General features: G+C 35.9%; 23 protein-coding genes. 21 read left to right on the forward strand and 2 right to left on the reverse strand.

What is annotated here, in order from left to right; translation table 11 throughout:
- Window positions 1-11 precede the first annotated feature (11 nt).
- The 3 genes from pxpB (at window position 12) to CACET_RS06500 (ending at window position 2658) form a co-directional block, all read left to right on the forward strand.
- Entirely contained in the window at window positions 12-755 is a 744-nt protein-coding gene (gene pxpB, locus CACET_RS06490; protein ID WP_044823575.1) for a 5-oxoprolinase subunit PxpB, read from the forward strand.
- Complete coding sequence (locus CACET_RS06495) at window positions 755-1795, forward strand: 5-oxoprolinase subunit C family protein (protein WP_044823576.1); 1041 nt, start codon at window positions 755-757, stop codon at window positions 1793-1795. The genes pxpB and CACET_RS06495 overlap by 1 nt, the downstream gene beginning before the upstream one ends.
- Before the next feature lie 74 nt (window positions 1796-1869).
- Window positions 1870-2658, forward strand: coding sequence for a M15 family metallopeptidase (locus CACET_RS06500; protein ID WP_052661244.1), 789 nt, complete (start codon window positions 1870-1872; stop codon window positions 2656-2658).
- 154 nt (window positions 2659-2812) lie between these two features.
- On the opposite strand, the gene CACET_RS06505 is transcribed toward CACET_RS06500, so the two are convergent.
- Window positions 2813-4087 (reverse strand): sensor histidine kinase, encoded by a 1275-nt coding sequence (locus tag CACET_RS06505; protein WP_044823577.1) that lies wholly within the window; start codon window positions 4085-4087, stop codon window positions 2813-2815.
- Window positions 4088-4765 carry a response regulator transcription factor gene (locus tag CACET_RS06510; protein ID WP_044823578.1) on the reverse strand — a complete coding sequence of 226 codons (678 nt, stop codon included), beginning with the start codon at window positions 4763-4765 and terminating at the stop codon, window positions 4088-4090.
- Between the two features lie 170 nt (window positions 4766-4935).
- Here CACET_RS06510 and CACET_RS06515 point away from each other — a divergent pair, with 170 nt between their 5' ends.
- From CACET_RS06515 to bioB, 18 genes are all read left to right on the forward strand, one after another.
- Window positions 4936-5724: a polyphosphate polymerase domain-containing protein gene (locus tag CACET_RS06515; protein ID WP_044823579.1), complete on the forward strand. Its 789-nt coding sequence runs from the start codon at window positions 4936-4938 to the stop codon at window positions 5722-5724.
- The gene (locus tag CACET_RS06520) at window positions 5673-6356 is read left to right on the forward strand and encodes a DUF4956 domain-containing protein (protein WP_044823580.1); all 684 of its coding nucleotides are present in this window, start codon (window positions 5673-5675) and stop codon (window positions 6354-6356) included. Before CACET_RS06515 ends, CACET_RS06520 begins: the two co-directional genes overlap by 52 nt.
- 24 nt (window positions 6357-6380) lie before the next feature.
- The gene (locus CACET_RS06525; RefSeq protein ID WP_044823581.1) at window positions 6381-8012 is read left to right on the forward strand and encodes a CotH kinase family protein; all 1632 of its coding nucleotides are present in this window, start codon (window positions 6381-6383) and stop codon (window positions 8010-8012) included.
- Between the two features lie 286 nt (window positions 8013-8298).
- Window positions 8299-8514 carry a sulfur carrier protein ThiS gene (gene thiS / locus CACET_RS06530; RefSeq protein WP_044823582.1) on the forward strand — a complete coding sequence of 72 codons (216 nt, stop codon included), beginning with the start codon at window positions 8299-8301 and terminating at the stop codon, window positions 8512-8514.
- Window positions 8495-9319, forward strand: coding sequence for a HesA/MoeB/ThiF family protein (locus tag CACET_RS06535; protein WP_479722654.1), 825 nt, complete (start codon window positions 8495-8497; stop codon window positions 9317-9319). Before thiS ends, CACET_RS06535 begins: the two co-directional genes overlap by 20 nt.
- A gap of 37 nt (window positions 9320-9356) precedes the next feature.
- Complete coding sequence (locus CACET_RS06540; protein ID WP_479722655.1) at window positions 9357-9770, forward strand: M67 family metallopeptidase; 414 nt, start codon at window positions 9357-9359, stop codon at window positions 9768-9770.
- Between the two features lie 22 nt (window positions 9771-9792).
- Window positions 9793-12096, forward strand: coding sequence for a sulfurtransferase TusA family protein (locus CACET_RS06545; RefSeq protein WP_044823584.1), 2304 nt, complete (start codon window positions 9793-9795; stop codon window positions 12094-12096).
- Between the two features lie 13 nt (window positions 12097-12109).
- Window positions 12110-13024, forward strand: coding sequence for a cysteine synthase A (cysK, locus tag CACET_RS06550; protein WP_044823585.1), 915 nt, complete (start codon window positions 12110-12112; stop codon window positions 13022-13024).
- A 57-nt stretch (window positions 13025-13081) separates the two neighbouring features.
- A complete protein-coding gene (locus tag CACET_RS06555) occupies window positions 13082-13714 on the forward strand; it encodes a hypothetical protein (RefSeq protein WP_144414733.1) in 633 nt (210 codons plus the stop codon).
- 12 nt (window positions 13715-13726) lie between these two features.
- Complete coding sequence (locus tag CACET_RS06560; RefSeq protein WP_044823587.1) at window positions 13727-15169, forward strand: DASS family sodium-coupled anion symporter; 1443 nt, start codon at window positions 13727-13729, stop codon at window positions 15167-15169.
- Window positions 15170-15181: 12 nt separating this feature from the next.
- Window positions 15182-15793 (forward strand): adenylyl-sulfate kinase, encoded by a 612-nt coding sequence (cysC, locus tag CACET_RS06565; protein ID WP_044823588.1) that lies wholly within the window; start codon window positions 15182-15184, stop codon window positions 15791-15793.
- The gene (locus CACET_RS06570; protein ID WP_479722656.1) at window positions 15726-17471 is read left to right on the forward strand and encodes an adenylyl-sulfate reductase subunit alpha; all 1746 of its coding nucleotides are present in this window, start codon (window positions 15726-15728) and stop codon (window positions 17469-17471) included. The genes cysC and CACET_RS06570 overlap by 68 nt, the downstream gene beginning before the upstream one ends.
- Window positions 17455-17769, forward strand: a complete 315-nt coding sequence (locus tag CACET_RS06575) for a 4Fe-4S dicluster domain-containing protein (protein ID WP_044823590.1) — start codon at window positions 17455-17457, stop codon at window positions 17767-17769. Before CACET_RS06570 ends, CACET_RS06575 begins: the two co-directional genes overlap by 17 nt.
- A gap of 12 nt (window positions 17770-17781) precedes the next feature.
- Window positions 17782-18663 (forward strand): sulfate adenylyltransferase subunit CysD, encoded by an 882-nt coding sequence (gene cysD, locus CACET_RS06580; RefSeq protein WP_044823591.1) that lies wholly within the window; start codon window positions 17782-17784, stop codon window positions 18661-18663.
- 67 nt (window positions 18664-18730) lie between these two features.
- Complete coding sequence (locus CACET_RS06585) at window positions 18731-20569, forward strand: GTP-binding protein (RefSeq protein ID WP_242846881.1); 1839 nt, start codon at window positions 18731-18733, stop codon at window positions 20567-20569.
- 299 nt (window positions 20570-20868) lie between these two features.
- Entirely contained in the window at window positions 20869-21933 is a 1065-nt protein-coding gene (locus tag CACET_RS06590) for an acyltransferase (RefSeq protein ID WP_044823592.1), read from the forward strand.
- 28 nt (window positions 21934-21961) lie between these two features.
- Window positions 21962-22846 (forward strand): polysaccharide deacetylase family protein, encoded by an 885-nt coding sequence (locus tag CACET_RS06595; RefSeq protein ID WP_052661245.1) that lies wholly within the window; start codon window positions 21962-21964, stop codon window positions 22844-22846.
- A 389-nt stretch (window positions 22847-23235) separates the two neighbouring features.
- Entirely contained in the window at window positions 23236-24246 is a 1011-nt protein-coding gene (gene bioB, locus CACET_RS06600; protein WP_044823593.1) for a biotin synthase BioB, read from the forward strand.
- Window positions 24247-24270 lie beyond the last annotated feature (24 nt).

Genomic DNA, 24270 nt, shown 5'->3' on the forward strand with positions numbered 1-24270 from the left:
GGATATAAATTATGAAGAAAGAATTAAATATCTATGCAGCAGGTGATAATGGTTTGATTATTGAATTTGGTCAGTGTATCAGCGAAGAAATCAATAGGGAAATAAGAAGCTTTCTATACTATTTGGAGATTCACACAAATAAGTTTGAAGAAATTGTTGAAATTATTCCCACTTATACTACCTTGTTTATTTTGTACAATCCTTTAGTATCTACTTATCAAGAGCTAGTAGACAAGCTAAGTCATGCAAAGGAGGAGATTTTTCAAACAGAAATCCCTGAACCACATGTTATCCACATTCCTGTACTATATGGAAAGGAATATGGCCCTGACTTAGCTGCAGTAGCACAGCATAATGACTTATCCGTAGAAGAGGTAATTGCTATCCATAGCAGCCGTCCTTACCTCATCTATATGATTGGCTTCACCCCCGGTTTCCCATATCTAGGAGGGATGTCAGAGAAAATTGCAACACCTCGGCTTAAGGTGCCTAGACAAAAAATTTCTGCAGGTTCTGTGGGAATAGCAGGGAAACAAACTGGTATTTATCCTATTGACAGTCCTGGTGGTTGGCAGGTGATAGGAAGAACACCGGCTAAGTTATTTGATCCTTCCAGGGAACCAGCTGTGTTACTTAAGGTAGGGGACTATTTAGTTTTTGAGGCCATTGATGATAAAGACTATAAAAAAATAAATCAGCTGGTAGAAAAAAATCAATATCAAGCTAAAATAACTAAATATGAGGAGTGGAAATAATGTCTAAAATCTCAATTGTAAAGCCTGGACTTATGACTACAATTCAAGATCAAGGTAGAACAGGGTATCAACATTTTGGCATGCCGGTGGCGGGGGCAATGGATATATACTCCTTGCAGTTGGCCAATTTACTAGTAGGAAATCAACGATTTGAAGCAGCCCTTGAAATCACTTTGATGGGTCCAGAAATTTTCTTCCATGATACAAGAACAGTTGCTATTACAGGTGGAGAAATCAGCATTACCGTCAATGATAGGCTGGTGCCCATGTATCAAACAATTTACTTGCAAAAAGGGGATACACTAAAGCTTGCCAATGTGTCAGTAGGAAGTCGTTCTTATTTAGCGATTTCTGGAGGATTTCATATAGAAAAAGTAATGGGAAGCTATGCTACCTACATGAGAGGAAATATAGGAGGGTTTCATGGGAGAAAGCTAATGACAGGGGATGAAATACCACTAAATCAAGAAAAACATCAAGGATATATAGGTACCAGAAGAGTACCTGTACCTCTGATTCCTGATCTTCATACAAAAAATATTCGAGTAATTATGGGACCAGAAGATGCCGCTTTTACTGAAGAAGGGAAAAGGGTATTTCAAAGAAGTGAGTACCAAGTTTCTAATCAATCGGATAGAATGGGGTATCGTTTAGAAGGACCGAAAATACAGCATGTCTCTGAAGCAGATATTATTTCAGGGGGGATCAACCTAGGAGCAATTCAAGTACCTGGAGAAGGTGTACCGATTATTATGATGGCTGACCGTCAAACCACAGGAGGGTATACAAAAATAGCTAATGTGATCTCTATAGACATCCCCTTGGTGGCTCAAAAAAAACCTGGCGATTCAATAAAGTTTGATGTCATCACTGTTGAAGAGGCACAGATGCTGCTTAGACAAAAAGAAAAAGAGCTAAAAAACTTAGAAGAGGAATTTCGCTTCATGTCTAAGAAGATCCACTCTGTAAAGGAATATCTTATTAAAGTAAAAGAAAATAGTTACCACGTAAGAGTGGAAGAGATAGAGGATGATGAGTAGATAGGGAGTCGTAGCTAAAAAAATTACTATAGGTGTTATAAAATAGATGAAATTTATAAAAAGGAGAAAATCAGATGAAGTTAGTAAGTAGGTTAATAAAGACTTTGCTGGTAATGATTTTTGTGCTTTCTCTAGATCAAACTTATCTAAATATAACAACTACAAAAGTATTACCTTCAACTGTACAAGTTCATAATCAGGAAGCTGTTGATGAAGAAAAGATGTTATATGAAAGGGGGGGAGTCTACATAGAAGATGAGGAACCGGAAGATGCAAACAACACTAACCTCAATCCAATTTTTGCAAGAGAAGATTTGTCAGAAGAAGTTATCCAAAGAATCAGTGGTGTATCTTGGAAAGAAGGGGCACCTATTGCATTGAGTGACTTGTCCTATTTGATCGTTAGCTACTGGAATTTTGATGGACAAGAGTGTATAGGAGAACTCATTGTTTATAGAAAAATTGCTGAGGAAATGTTAGAGATCTTTCAAGAGTTGTATGAAGCAGAATTTCCTATTGCAAAAATGAAACTCATTGATGAATACGGAGCTGATGATGATTTATCAATGCAGGATAACAATACTTCTGCATTTTGTTTTAGAAAGATTGAAGGAAGTCAAAAAATATCAAAACATGGTTATGGTATAGCCATTGATATAAACCCTATACAAAACCCTTATGTTAAAGGAAATAAAGTTTTACCTTCGGAAGGTAAAACATATCTTAATCGAAAAGATATTAGAAAAGGCATGATTACTGAAGGAGATGTATGTTATAATGCTTTTGTTACTAGAGGATGGGTATGGGGAGGTCAGTGGAAAACTGTTAAAGACTATCAACATTTTGAAAAAGATATTATTTAAGTGGAGGAGGAGGATGGGATTGTTTTTTAAGAAAACAATTGAATTAGACCCTATAAAGTTTCCAATAGATAGTAGTACTTCCTTTAGATGTCCTTGATTACCACCCACATCTAAAGGAAGTTTTTATTTTTAAGGTTTGTTAAAGATAAGGGTATCAGTTTTGAACACTAGGCAGTTCAGCAATAAAAGTCGTACTTTCACTTAAAATACTTTTGGCATAGATTCTTCCCCCGTGGTGTTGAAGAATTGTTTTAGCAATGGCTAGACCAAGACCATGCCCTCCGCTTTTTCTTGATCGAGATTTATCAATACGATAAAATCTATGAAATATTTTATCTATATGTTCTGGAGGTATGCCTTCACAACTGTTGGTTACAGATAAATAAAGGGTATTATAGTGTCTTTTTAAAGAGATATTTATAATACTTTTGTTATCTGTATACTTTATAGCATTATCCAAAAGAATCATCACTACTTGTTGGAGTTGCTGGTTATTGCCATGTGTAATCAGATTAGGTTCAATAGCATAGTCTAGAGAAATATTGTTTTCAAAAATAACAGCCTCCATTGTTAAAATAATATTTTCCACCGCTTCACTTAGGTTAAAGTCTGTAAAGACTAGCTTTATATCTGAATAGTCTACTTGGGTTAAATATAAAAGATCTTTAATTAAATTTGTCATTCTCTCGGTTTCTGATTTAATATAATAAAGCCATTTTGCCTGATTCTTTACAGCTTCTTCTCCACTGGATAAGAGGACATCAAGATTTGTGGTGATGACAGCAAGTGGTGTCTTTAGTTCATGGGAAGCATCTGCGATAAACTGTTTTTGTTGTTCAAAGGCTTCTTTAATAGGTTGTATGGACTTATTTGCAAAAAATTTACTAATAAAAAAAATAACAATCAGCATAATAAAACCAACGATGAAAAAGGTGTAAATAAGATTTGTAAGAAAATCCTGTTGGGGCGTAATATCTAAAAACACTATTTTATAATCATTAAAATGAGGTTTTATCATAAATCTCCAATACTTATCCTCAAGTTTCAAACTTCCTGTACTGCTATCTTGGGACAATGCAGAACTTTTTGCGGCTTCGAAAAATGTTTCCTCCATGGTAAAGATAGAGGAAGTATCTAATAGCCCACCTTCATTGTCGATGATGAGAACAAATGACACAGAAGGTTTCGGGGGCGGTTCTCCGGGATTGAACTCAGGGGATGTTCTGCCATCATCAAAGTTACGTGCTCCTTGAGGAGATCTGTCATTTGTTTTACGGTTAAATTCTGATATCCTATGAAGCTCCATCTGAATATTTCTGTGAACATTATTATAGGTGATGAAGTAGATAGAGCTAAAAGCCAGAATCATCATAACTGAAATGATGACTAAATTAAGAATAAGAAATTTATTTCTCAGCTGTTGAAACACTTAACTTTTCACCTCCAAGATATAGCCTACACCTCGTAGCGTATTGATAGCGACTTCTGAATGAAGAAACAGAAGTTTTTTTCTTAAAAAGGAAATATAAACCTCTACATGATTATGTTCCACTTCAGAATCAAATCCCCAGAGTTTTTCTATAATTAATTCCTTAGAAGAAACAAGATTTTTCCGTAAAATCAGAAGTGCCAACAGTTCACTTTCTTTTAAAGTAAGTTTTACATCTTTATTTCCGCTAGATAGCTTAAGGGTTGCGGTATTTAATTCAATATCTCCATATTTTAAGGCATTATCGGGAAGGATTTCCCCTTTTCTTCTGGATATAGCTCTTATCCTTGCTAATAACTCGTCTGTAGCAAAGGGCTTGGCTACATAATCATCAGCACCGCTGTCTAAGCCTACGATTTTATCAGAAATTTCTCCTTTTGCAGTAAGAAGAATGACGGGCGTGGTGATTCCTTCTTGTCGAATGTTTTTAAGAATGCTGAGGCCATTCATCTTAGGAAGCATGATGTCTAAAAGGATTACATCGTAAATGTCACTTAAAGCGTAATCTAATCCAGACGCTCCATCATGAAAAATATCCACCGTGTAATTATTTTTCTTTAATATTTGTGCCAAAGCTTCTGCTAGATAAATTTCATCTTCTATAATCAATATTCGCATACTATACCTCCGGTTTCTTTCCTTATATTATAGCACACAGATCCTTAAACCAACCTTAAATCAAAGGACTTATCGATGGTTAAATCTATGTAAAATTTTAAGCTTTTTTTAAGGTTCAACTTGTAAAATGAAATCAATCCAAGAAAATCAGTAAAGAAAGGAGGGGTAAAATGGCAAAAGAAGTCTTTAATAGATATGAAAACAAGTTTTTAGTTGATTATGCTACTTATCAAAAACTTCAAGACCAATTACATAGTTATATGGAGATGGATGAATTTAATAAGTCTCAGAAATTTTACACCATATGCAATATCTACTACGATACAAAGGATGATTATTTAATAAGAAATTCCTTGGGAAAACCTAAATACAAGGAAAAGTTTCGGTTGAGGGCATACGGTATTCCTAGAGAGGATGAGGAAGTATACTTAGAGGTTAAAAAGAAGGTGTATGGCTTGGTAAATAAAAGAAGAACAAAATTAAAACTAAAGGAAGCCTATGCTTTTGCAGCTACAGGTATAAAACCTGAAGTAAAACCCTATATGAACCCACAGGTGTTGAAGGAACTGGAGTATGTTTTCCAAATATATGACCTTGAACCAAGACTCTACTTAGCATACGATAGAAAAGCATTTTTCAGTAAAGAAGATAAAGATTTAAGAATTACTTTTGATACAAATATAAGAACACGAAGGTATAATCTAAAGCTGGAAGCTGGCGATTATGGGGAGAAATTATTAAAAGCTGACCAATGGCTGATGGAGGTTAAAGCAGAAAAAAGCATCCCTGTATGGTTGTCAAAAATACTCTCAGAAAATAAGGTGTATAAAACAAGCTTTTCAAAGTATGGTGCAGAATACCAGAGGATGCTATTAAATCATAAAAATGGGAAGGGAGAAATAAAATTATGCTTGAATCAATACTTAACACAACTTCAATTTACACCTCGATCCCTTTAGGAACGGCGATGTTGACAATTGTTATTTCTTTTATCTTAGGTGGGTTTGTAAGTTTTACTTATATGAAAACCTGCGAAAAGAATAGTTATTCAAGAAACTTTTTTCTGACACTGGTGTTGATTCCCATGGTAATTGCAATCATTATTCTTTTAATCGGAAGCAATGTTGCAAGAGCCTTTAGTTTGGCTGGAGCCTTTTCTATTATTAGGTTTAGGAGTGCCCCTGGGGACCCTAAGGATATTGCTTACGTTCTTTTTACCATGGCGGCAGGGCTTGCTTGTGGGGTAGGGGTTTATGGCTACGCAGTTATGTTTACAACAGTTCTTTGTATTCTTATGCTGCTGCTAAGTTTCTTCAACATTGGTGAGAAAAATTTCTCTCAGAAGTTGATAAAAATAACCATACCTGAAGATTTAGATTTTGAGGGTGCATTTGATGAAGTGTTTGAAAAGTTTACAGACAGTTATCAACTTATAAAAGTTAGAACCATTGATCTAGGCACCCTGTATCAGCTGGATTATACAGTAACGATGCATCATAAGACAAATCAAAAAGAGTTTTTAGATGCACTGCGTTGTAGAAACGGAAACTTAAATATTACATTAGCACTATCTGCTGATGGAAGAGAATGATATTTATAAATGGAGGGATTGGTAATGGATAGATTAAATATGTTAAAAAGCATAACAGCACTTGGACTAAGTGGCATACTACTGTTTGTATCCATCACTGTTTTTGAAACACATGCTACAGACTTATCAGAATTATCTCGGTTATTATTTGCAACGGAGTCGGAACTTTCTGCAGATTATGAAGCAATATTTAGTAAGGATGGCATCGTTGATATTCATGTAGAGGTTGGGGAAGAAGACTGGGCTAGTATTCTTGCAGCACCAATGGAGGAGGAGTATAAAACTGCAAAGATAACAGTGGATGGAATTACTTTAGAAAATATAGGTTTTCGAACAAAGGGAAACTCCTCTTTAAAATCTGTTGCAAGAAGTGACTCTGAGCGTTATAGCTTCAAAATCAATATTAACAAATATGTTAAGACACAAACGCTTCTAGGGCTGGATGAATTTGTTGTAAACAACAACTTCTCAGATCCTTCTTATCTTAGAGAATATTTAAGCTATGAAGCTTTACGAGAACTTGGGGCGGATGTGCCTCTTACTAACTTTGCAAATGTTTATATCAATGGTGAACTGTATGGTTTTTACCTTATGGTGGAATCTATTGAAGACAGCTTCTTAGTGAGAAGCTTCGGTGATGATGGCGGCAGTTTATACAAAGCAGATCAAGGCAGTGATCTCAAGTATGTAGAAGGTAGTGACTACAATACTTTAGAATTAAAATCAGGAAAGGACAAAAGCAAAACAGATCTTAAAAACTTTATCAAGATTTTAAATGAGATGCCAGAAGGAGAAAAAGGAGATATTGAGAGTGTACTGGAGGTAGATAGTGTATTAAGGTATTTTGCAGTAAATACAGTTTTGGGTAATTACGATAGCTATCATGGCAATAAGTCACATAATTATTATTTATATGGTCAGGATGGAAAATTCACTATTTTACCATGGGACTATAATATGTCTATTGCAGGATTTGGTGGGGGTGACCTTACAACCATTCCAATTGATGAGCCTGTCATGAGGGAAGATATAAAAAATTTCCCCCTAATTAATAATCTATTGGCGGTAGAGGAGTACAAAGAAAAATATCATAAGTACCTAGAGGAACTCCTTGATTATTTGGAAGACTTTGAAGACAGAGTGACAAAGTTAGGGGATAAGATAAGAGCTTATGTTGAGGCAGATCCTACAAAATTTTATACCATGGAGCAATTTGAGGCGAGTATAACCTATTCTGAAACCAACGAAAATATAACAATGCCTCCACAAAATATGAGAACAGAATTAGAAGGGGAAATGCAAAGACAGATACCTCCGGGAAATCGACCTGAAATGCTACAAGAATTTATGGATGGAAATATGCCTGAAAGGCTTCAAGGAGATCAAAAAGGAGATGGACCCGAAATATCACAGGAGTTTATGAATGGAGATGGGCCTGAAGGGGATCGGAAGAGAGAGCGACCTGAAATGCCACAGGGGGATATAAATGGAGATCGCCCAGAAAGACCACAAGGAGATATGCGGGGTGGTGGTATGATGGGCACTTCAACTTCTATTGTGAATTTTATAAGGGCTAGGGTGGAGAACGTCAAAAAGCAGCTAGCTGGTGAGCTTTCTACCATAGGGAATACAAGCATCACCAAACCTAAGGATTAGCAGGATAATTTCAATCATAGCATGTAGGATGTTATATTGTTAAAGCAATTGCCCTCATCGGATCAAATTAGAAATAAATAATAATCCCTTCAGAGGAAGATTGATTTATCAATCATAATCTGAAGGGATTTTAACTTATAGAAGGAACTAAAATAATCTTTGCAAAATTTTTTGAAAAATCTTATATAAAAAGATTGACAACATAATCACAGTATGATAAATTCTAAAAAAGAAAATCTGTATTTCCGATAGGAATAGTAAGAATTGATTTTTAAGGGGGCTTATTATGACAATTAAAATGAATGGTGAAGAAAAACAACTGGAAAAAGAAATGAATATATTGGAATTCTTAGCAGTTCAACAGGTAGAGATGCCGGAGATGGTTTCGGTAGAATTAAATGGAGAGATAATAGATCGGGATGATTTTGAAACTATTTTCATTAAAGAAAATGATGTGATAGAGCTTTTATACTTCATGGGGGGTGGGGGCTTTGGATTTTAATGATCATCAAATAGAAAGATATTCAAGACATATTATTTTATCAGAAGTAGGTGTTGAAGGACAGCAAAAACTGTTGGATGCGAAGGTACTTGTGATAGGAACTGGAGGTTTAGGGGCTCCCGCCGCTATGTTTTTAGCAGCAGCAGGGATCGGTACCATAGGTTTAGTAGATGCTGATCGAGTAGACCTATCCAACTTGCAAAGACAAATTATCCATCAAACAAAAGATGTTGGTAAATTAAAGGTGGTATCCGGCAAGGAAACGATTAATGAAATGAATCCAGATGTAAAGGTCATTACTTATGATACTTTTGTAAACACTTCAAACATCTTGGATATTATCAAAGACCAAGATTATGACTTTATCATTGATGGGACAGATAACTTTGCTGCTAAATTTTTAATCAACGATGCCTGTGTCCTTGCCAAGAAGCCTTTTTCCCATGCTGGTATTATAAGGTTTCATGGACAGCTGACTACCTATATTCCAGATAACAATACGCCTTGTTATCGATGTATATTTAAAGAACCACCGCCAGAGGGAGCTGTCCCTACCTGTAGTCAAGCAGGGGTGTTAGGGGTTATGGGAGGTGTGATTGGTACACTTCAGGCGACAGAAGCCATTAAATACATCTTAGGAATTGGGGAAAGTTTAGCTGGATATTTATTAACCTATGATGCCATCACAATGGAATTTAGAAAAATAAAAATAAGACATAATGCTAAATGTGGGGTATGTGGTAGTGCACCTACAATAAAAGAATTGACAGATGCAGAATATAAACCTCCTGTTTGCGGAATATAAATTAATGGGTTTAAAGAGCTTAAAGAGGTGATAGCTAGTGATCATAAAAATATCAAAAGAAGATTATAACAAAATCATAAAACAAGCAAAAGAAGAATTTCCATTAGAATGTTGTGGGCTACTGGCAGGTATAAAAACAGAGGATGAAATCTTCATAAAAAAAACTTATCCCCTTACCAATATCGATCAAAGCAGTGAGCATTTTTCTATGGATCCGAAGGAACAGTTTGCTGCTGTAAAACAGATGAGGGCAGATGGATATGTTTTGGTGGGTAACTATCATTCCCATCCCTATACACCCTCTAGACCATCAGAGGAGGATAAGCGATTGGCTTATGATGGCAATATGCTTTATGGCATACTGTCTTTAAAAGACCAACAACCGATACTTAATTTTTTTAGAATTATAGATAATCAATTGATAGAAAAGCTGGAATGGCTATTTGCCTAGACTATTATAAGGGGGAAATATGATGATCAAGATACCTCAGCAGGTTATTGAGGAAGAAAAAAGTTATAGAGATAAAGTAGAAGATTTGAAAAAAGGTATTATTGAGGCAGAGAGGTTTAAACCCTACAGAGTTTCTATGGGAATATATGAACAAAGGGACAATGATACTTATATGATTAGAACCAGAATTCCGTCGGGCGTAGTTAGTTTAAAACAACTAAGAAAAATCAGTGAACTGGCGAAGAAACATGCACATGGCTATATCCATTTTACAACGAGGCAAGATATTCAATTTCATAAGGTTACACTGGATGATACGGTAGACATCATGGAGGGACTTTTAGAAGTAGACATCGTTACAAGAGGTACAGGTGGAAATACTGCAAGGAATGTAGGTGCATCTCCCTTGTCTGGTGTGTCCCAAGAAGATGTATTTGACGTGACACCTTATGCTCTAGCCACAACCGAATATGCCCTTAAAGATCCTACCATGCTGAATCTACCTAGGAAATATAAGATGGCTTATTCCAGTTCTCCAGAGGATACGGGAAATGCAACCATTGCTGACTTAGGCTTTGTTGCAAAAATAGAAGACGGAGAAAAAGGCTTCGAGGTATACGGTGCTGGGGGATTGGGAGGCAGTCCTAATGTGGCTATTAAGCTAGAAGATTTCATTCCTGCTTCAGAAGTGCTGTATCATGTTCAAGCCATGAAGGAGTTGTTTGAAAATGAAGGAGACAGAAGCAACAAGCATAAGGCTCGTATAAGATATATACTACAACGCTTAGGTGAAGAAGGCTTTAAAGCCAAATATCAAGAGATTTTACAAAAAGTTAAAGAAGAGAAGCCGCTGGAGGTCTTTTTTAAGGAAGAAATTCCGACTAAACAGATAGGTAAACCCAATGATATTTCACATCCTCTTGTAACACAGCAAAAGGACGAAGGACATTACGCTTTATATGTGCATGCTGAAAATGGCAATCTAGAGGTTGAAAATCTTGACAAAGTGATTGATTTTATAGATGCCCTAGAATATCAAGCTTCTATAAGATTAACCAGTACCCAGGGATTTTTTGTAAGGGATTTGATAGGAAATGATATAAAAAAGTTACTGGAAATCGTAAGCAGCTTTACTTCTCCATTTGATATTGATAATTCAGTTGCATGTGCTGGTGCTGCCACCTGTAAACTGGGTTTATGTTTATCACAAAACCTTTTATCCGCTATAAAAGATAGATTTTCAAAGGTAGATGAGACCATAAAAACACAGCTTCCAAGAATTTTTATTTCTGGTTGCCAAAACTCTTGTGGGCAACATCAAAAAGGAGAAGTTGGTTTATATGGTAAAGCCAAAAGGGTAGCTGACGGATTAGTACCTATGTACGCTGTGTTGTTTGGGGGAGCTGTAGGTGTAGGTAAGGCTGTTTTAGGTAAGGACTATGGCATGATTCCAGCCCAAAAGATCCCAGACTTTTTATATGAGTTAGCTAACCTCAAAAAAGAGAGTGGGATAACAGAGGTTACAGCCTTTGTAAAAAAAGAAAAAGAGGCAGTAGTTAAACTGATAGACAGTTTTTCCAGCATAGAGTCTGAAACCGAGAATCCTAAGCTATATTATGATTTTGGTTCAGAGGAAAAGTTTTCTCTTAAAGGCAGAGGGCCGGGAGAATGTAGCGCAGGTGTGTTAGATGTTATTCAACTGGACATTTCCAACGCCGAGAGCTATATCAGTGACTTTGAAAAGACAAAGGAATCCATCAAACTATATCATGCCAGCGTGTCAGCAGCAAGGGCACTCCTAATACTGAAGGGTGTAGATACGACAAAGGATAGATTGATTCTTAAAGAATTTTCCACTCATTTTATAGATACAGGTTATGTAAAAGAAAGTATAAAAAAGCTGATAGAGAACCTTTTAGATTATAAACTTGGAGATTTAGACAGCTTAGAAAAAAATTATGAAGAAGTAAAATACCTGCTTCACAGGGTGAGCCAGATGCATGCATCCTTAAATCCAAAGTTAGAAATTACATTGGCTAAAGAGCAGGAAACAGAAGGTGCAGAAGATGCAGAGGGAGTAGTGGCGTTAACGACGGATACTTCATTAAAGATCGTGGACTTAAAGGGTGTAAAGTGCCCCATCAATTTTGTTAAGGCAAAGGTAGAAATAGCGAAAATTTCATCCAACGAGACCATAGGCTTTTATTTAGACAATGGAGACCCTATAGCAAATGTTCCTAGAAGTCTTGCTGAAGAAGGGCATGAAATTATAAAAATAGATGATAAGTATGAGGGATATAACTTGCTTATTGTCAAGAAAAAATAGAGGGGACTTAGAAATGCTTTATGATAATATTCTTCAAACCATAGGAAATACACCTACAGTAAAATTGAACAATATGGCAGTAGATGGTGATGCAGAGGTTTATTTAAAGTTAGAAATGTTTAACCCTGGAGGCTCTGTCAAGGATAGAATCGCTTTGAATATGATTGAAGATGCTGAGGAAAAAGGTCTAATTAAGCCAGGAGATACCATCGTAGAACCCACCAGTGGTAATACAGGCATAGGTCTGGCAATTACAGCCGCCACCAAAGGCTATCATTTGATTCTCACAATGCCAGAATCTATGTCATTGGAAAGAAGAAAATTACTAAAGGCATATGGAGCAGAAATTATATTAACAAAAGCACCCTTAGGTATGAAGGGTGCTATCGAAAAAGCCATGGAATTGGTGGAAGAAAAAGGTTATCTTATGCTGCAACAGTTTGAAAATCTAGCCAACCCAGAGGCCCATAGAAAAACAACTTCCCAGGAAATATTGAAGGACTTTGGCAAGAACCTGCATGCATTTGTAGCAGGAATCGGTACAGGTGGAACCATCACAGGCGTAGGAGAAATACTTAAGAAGAATATAGAGGGTTTAAGAATTGTAGGTGTTGAGCCTGAGGATTCAGCTGTATTATCAGGCAGACAGCCGGGACCCCATATGATTCAAGGGATTGGTGCAGGATTCATCCCAAAAACCTTAAATGTGAAGGTCTATGATGAAATCATAAAAGTCAGCAACCAAGCAGCATTTGAAACTGCTAGAAGCCTTAGTAAAAAAGAAGGTATTTTGGCGGGTATTTCCGCAGGGGCTAACCTTTATGCTGCCCTTCAGGTAGCCAGAGAATTGGGTAAGGGTAAAAAAGTATTAACGGTCATTCCCGATACTGGAGAACGGTATCTTTCTACCACTTTATTTAATGATTAAAGAAGATGAAATAAAGCTTCAAATAAAACTGATTTATGGGTTGTTAAGGCGAGGAGGATGAGTATGCACCCAATACATGTAATAGAAAATACTTCTATAGAAACCATACTGACTTTTATTGAGGAGGAGATTACAAAATATCAAACAAAATATGCAGTCCTATCCTTTGAAGAAAATATAGGAAACGCCAGTGGAAAAAGGATTGTTGAAGTGATAAAAAAGCATTTTGATATCTTTGTAATTTTAAAATCAGCTATTCCTGACCATCAACGACATATAGAAGAGTATTTCTCTTATGGGGTGCATGGTATCTATTTTGATGATCATCCAAATCATTACTCCAAAGAAAATATTGAGATCATGACTTTCGCCACTGAATTATTTCCTCGAGGGTGGGTTTTTGCAAATACACGAAATAGTGAAGAGATGATAGAAGAACTATTGGGGTTAAATATTCTACCTATACTAATGAAAGAAGATGCCAAATTAGTGAACTTTATTAAATCCCACGAGAAATTTAATAAGATTTCTCGGAACTCAATAAAATCAGTGCCTTTGCTAGATCAAGAGCAGACTGAATATTCTCTAACGGATAAAATAAAAATGAAGATGCTTTTAGAAACCTTCAATTTAAGGCAAAAGCTTATGATTAAAAGTATAGATGCGTCTTTTAATTCCAGTGGATTGTAGGAGGATGTATTGGTGAAGACCACAACAAAAAGTAACTTTTATATAGATAGAAGACCGTTAATCACACTATTTTTAATAGAATATAAAAATGCAATTTTATTGTTGTTTGCCTTTATTGTGTTTTTTACGTTTATTTCAAATCCTAATATTCCCGAAGATATGTCTATCCAAGCATATCAGGCATTGATTATATTTTTGCTTGCAAACTTTTTATGGATAACCAATGTAATTCCCCTTGCTATTACGAGCCTTATGGTGATGGGTCTTTTAGCTACATTTAATGTGTTGCCCAATGAACAAATATATTCTTTCTTTGGCAATAAGGCTTTGTTTTTTATTATAGGTGCCTTTATCATATCAGCGGGAATTTCTACTTCTGGGTTAAATAAAAGAATTGCCTACTACTTTTTATCGAGGTTTGGAGATCAACCCCATAGGCTAACCCTTTCAATTTTTCTACTGTCTGGTTTTTTAGCCCATGTTATGCCGGCACATGCGGTGGCAGCTATGCTTTTTCCTATATTGATGTCTATAAGTAAAAAATTAGAGTTAGACAGTAACTCCATATTAGGAAAATATATGTTTTTTGCATTGGCTTGGGGCAGTGTCTTAGGCGGTGTTGTAACCTTTTTAGGTGGTGCAAGGAATCCTTTAGCAATAGGGATTTTAGAGGAAGCTACGGGAGAGACGATAGGTTTTTTAGAATGGATGATTGCGGTAGCACCACCTATCTATTTAATTATGATGATGGTTTCTATCTATCTTATAAAACAAGTAAGTGCCTCAACAAGGGATACAGAAATTTTAAAGGATTTTTTCTCAGAGACTGGAGAAAGAATGAGCAAAATCCAGCTTAAAGAGATCAAAGCACTAATCATATTAGTAGGGACAATTTATATGTGGATTTTTCAAAGTAAAAGATTTGAAATCGCTAATATAGCCCTCATTAGTGCAGCCTTATTCTTTGTGCTTAATGTTATTGATTGGGAGGATGCAAAAAAAGAAATCAATTGGGGTGCGATTTTTATGTATGGCGGGGCAATCGCCTTAGGAAAAGCACTGGAGGAAACAGGATTGCTAGAGTATATCAATCAAAATTATATTTCCACGATGAATTTTTCTACTTTAGGGTTTATACTGGTGGTCTTTTCAATAAGTGTCTTTCTTACTGAAGGGGTTTCCAATGCGGCGGTGGTGGTCATCTTACTTCCGGTAGTGATAAAAACAACAACAGCCCTAGGTCTTCCTGCTACTTTAGCTGTATATTTAGTGGCAGTACCTTCAGGATTAGCCTTTATGTTCCCTATGAGTTCACCGCCTAATGCCATAGCATTTTCTTCTGGATACATAAAATCCAGTGATACCCTTAAAATAGGTTTTGCTCTAAATATTTTATCTATAGCAGTGGTTACTGTATTTGCTTTAACCTACTGGCGTATAATTGGAGTCTATTAGGAGGTTACAATGATGAGTAATAATGTTGTTTGGCACCACACCAATATAAAAAAAGAAGACAGAGAAACTTTACTAAAGCAAAAAGCTGTAGCACTTTGGTTCACCGGTTTATCTGGTTCTGGTAAATCTACAGTGGCCAATGCTGTAGAGAAAAAATTATTTGAAGCTGGTAGAGCTACTTACTTGTTGGATGGTGACAATATAAGGCACGGGTTAAACAAAGATTTAGGTTTTGCTACAGAAGATCGTATAGAAAATATCAGAAGAATTGCAGAGGTAAGCAAGCTCTTTATAGATGCAGGGATCATTACACTTACCGCCTTTATTTCTCCATTTATAGAGGATCGAAATCAGGTGAGAAGTTTACTGGGAGATAGATTTATAGAAGTATTTGTTGATTGCTCTTTAAAAACCTGTGAAGAAAGAGATCCAAAGGGACTTTATAAAAAAGCTAGAGCAGGGGAAATAAAAAACTTTACAGGAATAGACTCTCCCTATGAAAAGCCTACTCATCCTGAAATTACGGTTTCTACAGACGGTGAGGGTGTAGAGGAATGTGCTGATAAAATCATCAGCTATTTGGTTACCAATGGATATACAAGGGGTGGTGACCTTGAAATTTGATGTTGAAACCTTAGAAACCGATGTACTGATCATCGGTGGAGGAACCGCCGGGTGTTTTAGTGGGCTTACCCTTAGGGAAAATTCTAACTTAAAAGTTCTTATAACAGATAAAGCCAATATAAAAAGAAGCGGTTGTTTAGCAGCAGGGGTAAATGCCATCAATGCTTATATTGGTAAAGATGAGACGCCTGAATCCTTTGTAGCATATGTAAAAAAAGATGCAGAAGGAATTATCCGTGAAGATTTGGTCTACAGCATAGCAAAAGGGCTGAATAAAGTAACGAAACACCTGGAGGATTTAGGTCTACCCATCTTAAAAGACGAAAATGGTCAGTACGTACAAAGAGGAAAAAGAAGTATAAAGATCAACGGCGAAAATATAAAACCTCTTCTTGCAGCAGCGGTGACAGATCAAGACAATATTACTGTTTTAAACAATGTAAACATTGTAGATTATTTACTTAAAGAGGGTGCTGTAATTGGTGCAATAGGATTTTCTTTAAAGGAAAATAAAATTTATGAAATCTATGCAAAAAAAACCATATGTGCCACTGGAGGTGCTTCAGGTTTATATAAACCCAATAATCCAATCTTTTCTAGACATAAGATGTGGTACAGTCCATTTAATACGGGGGCTGGATACGCTATGGGGATTAGAGCAGGGGCTGAAATGACCTCCTTTGAAATGAGATTTATTGCCTTGAGGTGTAAGGATACTATAGCCCCCACCGGCACTATCGCACAGGGAGTCAAGACAGTGCAGATTAATTCAAAAGGTGAGGAATATGTAGAGAGGTATGGAAAACCCACAACCCATATGAGGCTATATGCTACAGTAATGGAAAACCTTAAGGGCAATGGCCCTTGTTTTTTAAAAACAGAAGGGATTTCTGAAGAACAGCAGCAGGAGTTGTTTAAGGCTTATTTGAACATGGCACCAGCTCAGACCTTGAAGTGGTTAGAGGGGAATACGGGACCCTCCCATGAAAATGTTGAAATTGAAGGAACTGAACCCTATATTGTAGGAGGCCATACCGCCAGCGGTTATTGGATAGATGGTGATAGAAAAACCACTTTGAAAAATCTTTATGCGGTGGGAGATGTAGCTGGTGGAAGTCCTAAAAAATATGTAAGTGGATGTCTGGTAGAGGGTGAAATAGCTGCCAAATCCATTATAAAGACCATAGAAAATGTAGAAATGATTAAGTTGGATCACCAAGAAATAAGTGCAAAAATCCAACATATTTCTTGCTTTTTTAATCATCCTCCATCTCAACATAGTATTGAAGAAATAGAAGTGGCTATGCAAAAAATTATGGATGAGTATGCTGGAGGCATATCTAAGGCTTACATGTATAGCAAGGCAAAACTAGAAGTCGCCGCTAAAGGCATTGAAGAACTCTTTCATATAGTAGATAGATTAAAGGCAAATAGTTTACATGATTTGTTAGCCATATTTGAAATTATTGACCGTCTATATGTTTGTAAAGTATTAATTAAACATTTAGAAGCCAGAAAGGAAACCAGATGGAGATGTTATCAAGAAAACACTGATTTTCCCCAGAAGGATGATAAAAACTGGATGAAGTATATCAATTCAGTTTATGAGGATGGCAATGTAAAAATTCTATTTAGGCAGCTAGTAGGGGGGGACAAAAGTTATGAGCATACAAATTGATAAAACCAAATGCATCTCATGTGGTAAGTGTTTAAACATTTGTCCTGGCAACTTGATTGCTGAAGATGAGGAAAAGAAAGCTTCTATAAAACATCCAAAAGAATGTTGGGGATGTACTGCTTGCCTAAAAGAGTGTTCAGCAGAAGCGATTAAATATTATTTGGCGGCAGATATAGGCGGTAAAGGTGGTCATTTATACAGCAAAAATTGTGGAGATAGCATGGCGTGGTATATTGTAAGCGCTGATCATAAAAAGTATCACATAAAGATAAACAAGAAAGATTCTAATGCCTACTAAAGGGGGATGAAAATGGATCATTTAACGAAACTTGAAAACAAGTCCATTCATATTTTAAGAGAAGCCTATGCAAATTTCAAGGACTTAGGTATGCTCTGGTCTATTGGGAAAGATAGTACTGTACTTCTACACCTTGCGAGAAAAGCTTTCTTTGGTCATGTACCCTTTCCACTCATTCATATAGATACCAACTATAAGATTCCAGAGATGATTGCCTACAGAGATAACTATGCAAAAAAATGGAAGCTTGATATGATTTATGGACAAAACATAGAAGCTTTACAAGCAAAAAACACATTCCCAGATGGAAATTGTTCAAGACTAGAGTGCTGTAAATTGTTAAAAACAGAAGCCCTAAGGGATACACTCAACGGTACTGGTCCAAGATTTAGGTTAAATCATGAAACTGGTGAGTATGAACGAGAAAAAAATCCCACCGCCTTTACAGGGGTGATTGTTGGAGTACGTTCGGATGAAGAAGGTTCTAGATCCAAAGAGCGGTATTTTTCTCCTAGAAATCAAACAAATGATTGGAATATCGGGGAACAACCTCCAGAGTTTTGGAATCAATATAAAACAGATTTTGCACCTGGTACACATGTAAGAATACATCCTCTTCTTGATTGGACAGAATTAGATCTTTGGGAATATATTCAACGGGAAAATATTCCGATGGTTTCCTTATATTTTGACCAAGGGGAAGGAAAAAGATACAGATCACTGGGCTGTGGACCATGTACTTTGGCAGTAGAGTCAACTGCCAGCACGGTAGAAGAAATTGTAGAGGAACTAAGAACCGGCAAATTTTCTAATATTGCCGAGAGAAGCGGTAGGGCACAGGATAAAGAAGACGGTGGAGGTTTAGAAGAGCTAAGGAAAGCTGGATATATGTAAATGCAACATGGATGTGGGATAAATATGAGTGGCGTAGCGGAAATAATAGCAAGGGATGGGATGGATCATGAACAATAACTTGAACAAGAATCAACTATCAATGGTAAAACCTCAGCAAGTAAATATAAATGAAAATATGAATATTGTTATTGTAGGGCATGTAGATCATGGGAAAAGCACTATTATAGGCAGACTTTTAGCTGATACCAATTCATTGCCACAAGGGAAGTTAGAGCAAGTAAAGGAAACTTGTAGAAGGAATGCAAAACCATTTGAGTATGCTTTTTTATTAGATGCTTTAAAGGATGAGCAAGCACAGGGCATTACAATAGATGCTGCTAGGGTGTTTTTTAAAACACAAAAAAGAAAATATATTATTATAGATGCCCCTGGACATATTGAATTTTTAAAAAATATGGTTACTGGTGCAGCAAGGGCAGAAGCAGCTTTATTGGTGATTGATGCCAAGGAAGGGGTAAGAGAAAACTCAAAAAGACATGGTTATCTACTATCTATGCTAGGAATCAAACAAGTTGTTGTTCTCATAAATAAAATGGACCTTGTAGATTATCGACAGGAAAGATATGAGGAGATTGTAGAAGAATACAAAACCTTTCTTTCAGAAATTGGCGTAGAAGCAGAATCCTTTATTCCCATCAGTGGTTTCATGGGAGAGAACATCGCCTCAAGCTCTGATAAAATGCCTTGGTATCATGGAAGGACTGTATTAGAAAAGCTAGATGGATTAGAAAACAAAGAGGATGTTAAAGATCAAGTGTTTAGAATGCCTGTACAAGGCATATATAAATTTACTGCTAATGGAGACGATAGAAGGATTATAGCAGGAACCATTGATACAGGTAAAATAACTGTAGAAGATGAAGTGATTTTTTACCCCAGCGGCAAAAAGTCAAAAGTAAAATCTGTAGAGAGATTTCATGCGGCAAAGATGGATGAGGATATAGCCGGCAGTGCCACTGGATTTACCCTAGAAGAACAGATTTATATTACTAGAGGGGAATTAGCCTGTATAGCAGGAGAAAACCCACCAGAGGTCTCCACCCAAATTAAAACAAAGCTATTTTGGTTGGGGAAAGAAGATTTAAATAACAAAAGAGATTATTACTTGAAGCTGGGAACACAGAAGGTGAAGGCTGAGCTTCAGGAGGTAGTAACGGTTCTTGATGCCTCTACTTTATCTAAAACAGAGAGACAATATGTGCAAAGGCATGAAGTAGCAGAAGTAGTGTTTAAGCTAGAGAAAGCCATTGCTTTTGATAAAGCAGAAAATTCAACAGAAACCTCTAGATTTGTTCTTATCGACAACTACGAAATATCCGGCGGTGGAATTATCGTAGATAGTTTGAAAAGTCAAGAGGGATTGTTAGATGAAAAAATCCATCAGGAAAAGGTAACATGGAGAGAAGAGGCTGTTACAAGACAGGAAAGAGCTAGTCGATATGCACAAAAACCTATGATGCTTATGATCTCTGGTAAAAAAGATTTAAAGAAAAAGTCTATTGCAGCATATCTTGAAAGAGGACTTTTTACGGAGGGAAGAAATGTTTATTATCTTGATACAGAAAGTTTGTCTCATAGATTCGGAGAAGGTATGCAAGAGGAAAGTAGTAAAGAACATTTAAAGCATGTTGCTGAAGTAGCCAATGTGCTGTTAAACGCAGGGAATATTCTGATCACAGTTATAGATCACCTGCAAACAGAAGATATCAATGTATTAAGTAAAGTGTTGGATTTTAGACAGCTAAAGCTAGTATGGATAGGAGATATAGAAGAGGATACACCTCCTATAGATATACATGTAGAAGAAAATGAACCAAAGGAAATTATCTATGAAAAAGTTAAAAAAATCTTAATAGAAAACAGAGTTATTTTTGAGGGATTATAATAGAGATATCACTAGTGTTAACTTAAGTCATAATTTGTCATCCAGAGGGGAGCAAAGCGGAGTCGAAGGGTCTTAGTGTTAGCAAAATGACAGTTCGAGAGAATTCTGGCAATAATTGTGTTAAGTTAACACCTATGAAAGAGATATAAAAGCAACTAATCGAAGCTGACTGTAAAATGGTCAGCTTTTTTGGCTCTTTCACTTGGTGAATATTTATAGTATAATTATTAGTTGTATTACAAGTTTCGGCAAAATACTTAGTTATTTATTGAATTACATAGGTAGATAGGAGAGGTAACATGAAAAAACGAATTGATGAAGTAAATATATTAAGAGCAATTGCTTGTCTAGCAGTAGTCATGGTACATATCTCTGCTATTCCTGTATCTACACTGCAAAGTGACAGTATTCATATGAAAATATTTTCTTTATTAAATCGTAGTGTTAAGTTTACCACACCAACATTTATTTTTTTAAGTGGGTTAACATTATTTTATAGTTACAAGGATAAAAGGTTGCATTATTTTAGCTTTTTAAAAAAGAGACTTTCTATTACTTTGATTCCTTATTTCGTATGGACACTTATATACTATAAATACTTTATTCATGAAGGCTATTACGTTTTCTCATGGAGCTTTCTTATAGAAAATATTTTGTTAGCGGATATGAGTTATCATTTATATTTTATTTTGACGATTTTACAGTTTTATTTGCTTTTTGGTGTGTTTTTATATGCTTTCAAAAAATTTCCTTCGCATTTTGTTTTGGGAACTTTATTCGTCATCAGTTTGTTAACGATTAAATATGTACGCTTTCCCTATATGGATCGTTTCTTTGCGAGGCATGTATTTTTCTTTGGTTTAGGTTGTTATGCAGCTATGAATATAGACATGCTTCGGGAAAAACTATTGAAGTACCAGTACCTGATTACAGCAGGATATATTGGTATAAGCAGCTATTATGGCTATCAGTTCTACCAATACTATGGCTTAGGAAAACCAATAAAAAGTTTTACTATAGAATTAACATGGACTATTTTTTGCTTTATTGCAATCATGTTCTACTATGTAGTAGCTTATCATATAGCCAATAAACAAAACAGCATTTTAAATAAAACCCTAAAAAAGGTTGCAAAAGCTTCATATTATGTATATTTAAGCCACCCACTAGGGATATTTCTATCTGAAAAGTTCTTAACTAATGCAGGGATGCTTTCTATTACTAGGAGGTTTTTACTAAATGTCATTATTGTATATGGAACAGTGGTGCCTTTAGCCATATTATATACTTCTTTAAAAGGTAATCTTACACAGAATTACAAGAGTAGAAAACTTAAAAAGACTACTTTACAGGCAGATTTGTAAAAAATATTTTATTCTAGAGGGGGCATATATGAAGACATTAATTATGAGAAAATACGTTTCTGTTGTATTCGCTATAGTCATTGTTGTGGTTTTAGGGTATGTGGCAAGGGTAAGTTTATATCGAGATACGGGTGTGGGAGAAGGCTACGGGGGTGATCTACCTATAGATGAGGTTTATGCTGATAGTAGTGAAGGATCTAAGACTTATGCAAGGGAGATACCGGTACTAACTTACCATCATATATTAACAGAAGAAGAGAATCCTTATCCAGACAATGGGATGATTATTTCTGTAGAATTATTTGAGAAGCATATGAAGTATTTACATAATGAGGGTTTTCATACGATAACTTTAAAAGAACTAGAGCTTTTTCTGAAGAATGAAATCAGGCTGCCGGAAAAAAGTGTATTGATCACCTTTGATGATGGATATAAGAGCAATATTGTACATGCCTATCCAATATTAAAAAAATATAATCAAAAAGCAGCTATTTTTATCATTTCTAGCTATATTACTGATGAGACTGTAGCCTTTAACCCTGAAATTTTACAGTATGCCAGTTGGGAGGAACTAGAAAAGTCTAATGATGTTTTTGAGTATGGTTGTCATACCCATGATTTTCATCATTTAGAAGACGATGAAGGCTACTTGTTAACAAAAAGTAGAGAAGCTGTAAGGGAAGATCTAAGAGTCAATTTAGAGATGATGCAAAGTCCTTATTTTGCCTACCCCTATGGACACTATAATCAAGAGGTGATTGATGTTTTAAAAGAGTTAGGCTATCACATGGCCTTCACTGTTGAAGAAGGAAATGTACAACATGGAGATAATAGATTTAAGCTTAAGAGAAGAAATGTATATTCCTTTACTAGCTTGAAGGATTTTAAAAGGTTGCTAAAACCTGTTAGATAAGATATGGTTATTGTAGCTTTATAGCTTCAGCTAACAAAAATAAAGAAAAGTAGTTTTTAAGAAATGTCACTTTCAAAAATGGAGAAAGTGACATTTTTTCATTGCTACAAGCCAAGGATTCAGGTGTGAAGTGTTTTGTAGTTTATTTTGATAATAAAGGTGAAATTTTTTTATGAAATTAGTTAACTTAAAAAATAAATAAAGTTGACAATAATAAAGCCTCTAGCTATACTATTAATAGCCAAAATAATACATAAATGTTAACAATTCAAAGAGTAAAGTAGCTTTCATGATAGCAAAGATCAGTATTTACTGTTAACAAAGGCATCTACTTGACAAAAAAACAGTAGGGTTTTAGAAAAAAATTGAAGTAATTGGGAGGAGATTCTATGCATCATTATATAACAGTGTTGGGTGAAAAAATTTTAGCCGGAGGTCAAATAAATTATGAGGAGGCTTTAGCTTTGGAAAGAGTTCAAGGGGCTGATCTCTATTTTCTTTCTGCCTATGCCTCTAAAATTAGAGAAGTGTATCAAGGAGATCGAGTAGACCTTTGCTCCATCGTCAGTGCTCGTATAGGTGGGTGTAAAGAAAATTGTGCCTTTTGTTCTCAATCTGTCCATCATGAAACAGGCACAAAAGTAGAAGTGAACTTTAATAAAAATGAAATTTTAAAAAGGGCGAAAACTATGGAAGCAGCAGGGGTACACCGATTTGATATTGTAACCAGCGGTAAAGGATATAAGTTAGGTGATCCTGAATTTGCTGCCCTTTTAGATATTTTTAAAAAATTGCGTAAGGAAACTAAATTGCAGTTATGTGCCTGTTTGGGGGTTATTGGAGAGGCAGAGGCTCGAGCTATTAAAGATGCAGGGGTTACGAGGTACAATCATAATCTAGAAACTGCCGAGAGCTTCTTTCCTCAAGTTGTTTCTACCCACAGCTATAAGGAGAGGGAGAAAACCCTTATGGCGGTTAAAAAAGTTGGTATGGAGGTTTGTTGCGGAGGGATTATCGGCATGGGGGAGACTTTTGCTCAAAGGGTTGAATTTGCTTTTGCACTTAGAGATTTAGGGGTTGATTCCACACCTTTAAATGTATTGAATCCTATCCTAGGCACACCTTTAAATGTATTGAATCCTATCCTAGGCACACCGTTAGAAAGTAAGAAACCACTTTCTCCCTTGGAAGTACTGAAAACCATAGGGATGTTTAGGTTTGTTTTGCCTAAGACCAATATAAGGTTTGCTGGTGGTCGGGAAGTAAATCTGCGAAGTCTTCAGGCATTAGGACTTGTTTCGGGGATCAATGGCATGCTTACAGGAAATTACCTTACCACAAAAGGTCAGGGAATTTCAGAGGACCTAGCAATGATTGAAGACTTGGGACTTAAGTATTAACTCACAATTGGAAAAAGGAGGAAA

Origin of the sequence: Clostridium aceticum, from assembly GCF_001042715.1 — a bacterium.
GTDB classification, from domain to species: domain Bacteria; phylum Bacillota; class Clostridia; order Peptostreptococcales; family Natronincolaceae; genus Andreesenella; species Andreesenella acetica.

What these genes read in the sequence shown, in the direction of transcription:
- pxpB (WP_044823575.1), top strand. Translation starts at nt 12, where the DNA reads ATGAAGAAAGAATTAAATATCTATGCAGCAGGTGATAATGGTTTGATT.
- CACET_RS06495 (WP_044823576.1), top strand. Translation starts at nt 755, where the DNA reads ATGTCTAAAATCTCAATTGTAAAGCCTGGACTTATGACTACAATTCAA.
- CACET_RS06500 (WP_052661244.1), top strand. Translation starts at nt 1,870, where the DNA reads ATGAAGTTAGTAAGTAGGTTAATAAAGACTTTGCTGGTAATGATTTTT.
- CACET_RS06510 (WP_044823578.1), bottom strand. Translation starts at nt 4,765, where the DNA reads ATGCGAATATTGATTATAGAAGATGAAATTTATCTAGCAGAAGCTTTG.
- CACET_RS06515 (WP_044823579.1), top strand. Translation starts at nt 4,936, where the DNA reads ATGGCAAAAGAAGTCTTTAATAGATATGAAAACAAGTTTTTAGTTGAT.
- CACET_RS06520 (WP_044823580.1), top strand. Translation starts at nt 5,673, where the DNA reads ATGCTTGAATCAATACTTAACACAACTTCAATTTACACCTCGATCCCT.
- CACET_RS06525 (WP_044823581.1), top strand. Translation starts at nt 6,381, where the DNA reads ATGGATAGATTAAATATGTTAAAAAGCATAACAGCACTTGGACTAAGT.
- thiS (WP_044823582.1), top strand. Translation starts at nt 8,299, where the DNA reads ATGACAATTAAAATGAATGGTGAAGAAAAACAACTGGAAAAAGAAATG.
- CACET_RS06545 (WP_044823584.1), top strand. Translation starts at nt 9,793, where the DNA reads ATGATCAAGATACCTCAGCAGGTTATTGAGGAAGAAAAAAGTTATAGA.
- cysK (WP_044823585.1), top strand. Translation starts at nt 12,110, where the DNA reads ATGCTTTATGATAATATTCTTCAAACCATAGGAAATACACCTACAGTA.
- CACET_RS06555 (WP_144414733.1), top strand. Translation starts at nt 13,082, where the DNA reads ATGAGTATGCACCCAATACATGTAATAGAAAATACTTCTATAGAAACC.
- cysC (WP_044823588.1), top strand. Translation starts at nt 15,182, where the DNA reads ATGAGTAATAATGTTGTTTGGCACCACACCAATATAAAAAAAGAAGAC.
- CACET_RS06575 (WP_044823590.1), top strand. Translation starts at nt 17,455, where the DNA reads ATGAGCATACAAATTGATAAAACCAAATGCATCTCATGTGGTAAGTGT.
- cysD (WP_044823591.1), top strand. Translation starts at nt 17,782, where the DNA reads ATGGATCATTTAACGAAACTTGAAAACAAGTCCATTCATATTTTAAGA.
- CACET_RS06585 (WP_242846881.1), top strand. Translation starts at nt 18,731, where the DNA reads ATGAACAATAACTTGAACAAGAATCAACTATCAATGGTAAAACCTCAG.
- CACET_RS06590 (WP_044823592.1), top strand. Translation starts at nt 20,869, where the DNA reads ATGAAAAAACGAATTGATGAAGTAAATATATTAAGAGCAATTGCTTGT.
- CACET_RS06595 (WP_052661245.1), top strand. Translation starts at nt 21,962, where the DNA reads ATGAAGACATTAATTATGAGAAAATACGTTTCTGTTGTATTCGCTATA.
- bioB (WP_044823593.1), top strand. Translation starts at nt 23,236, where the DNA reads ATGCATCATTATATAACAGTGTTGGGTGAAAAAATTTTAGCCGGAGGT.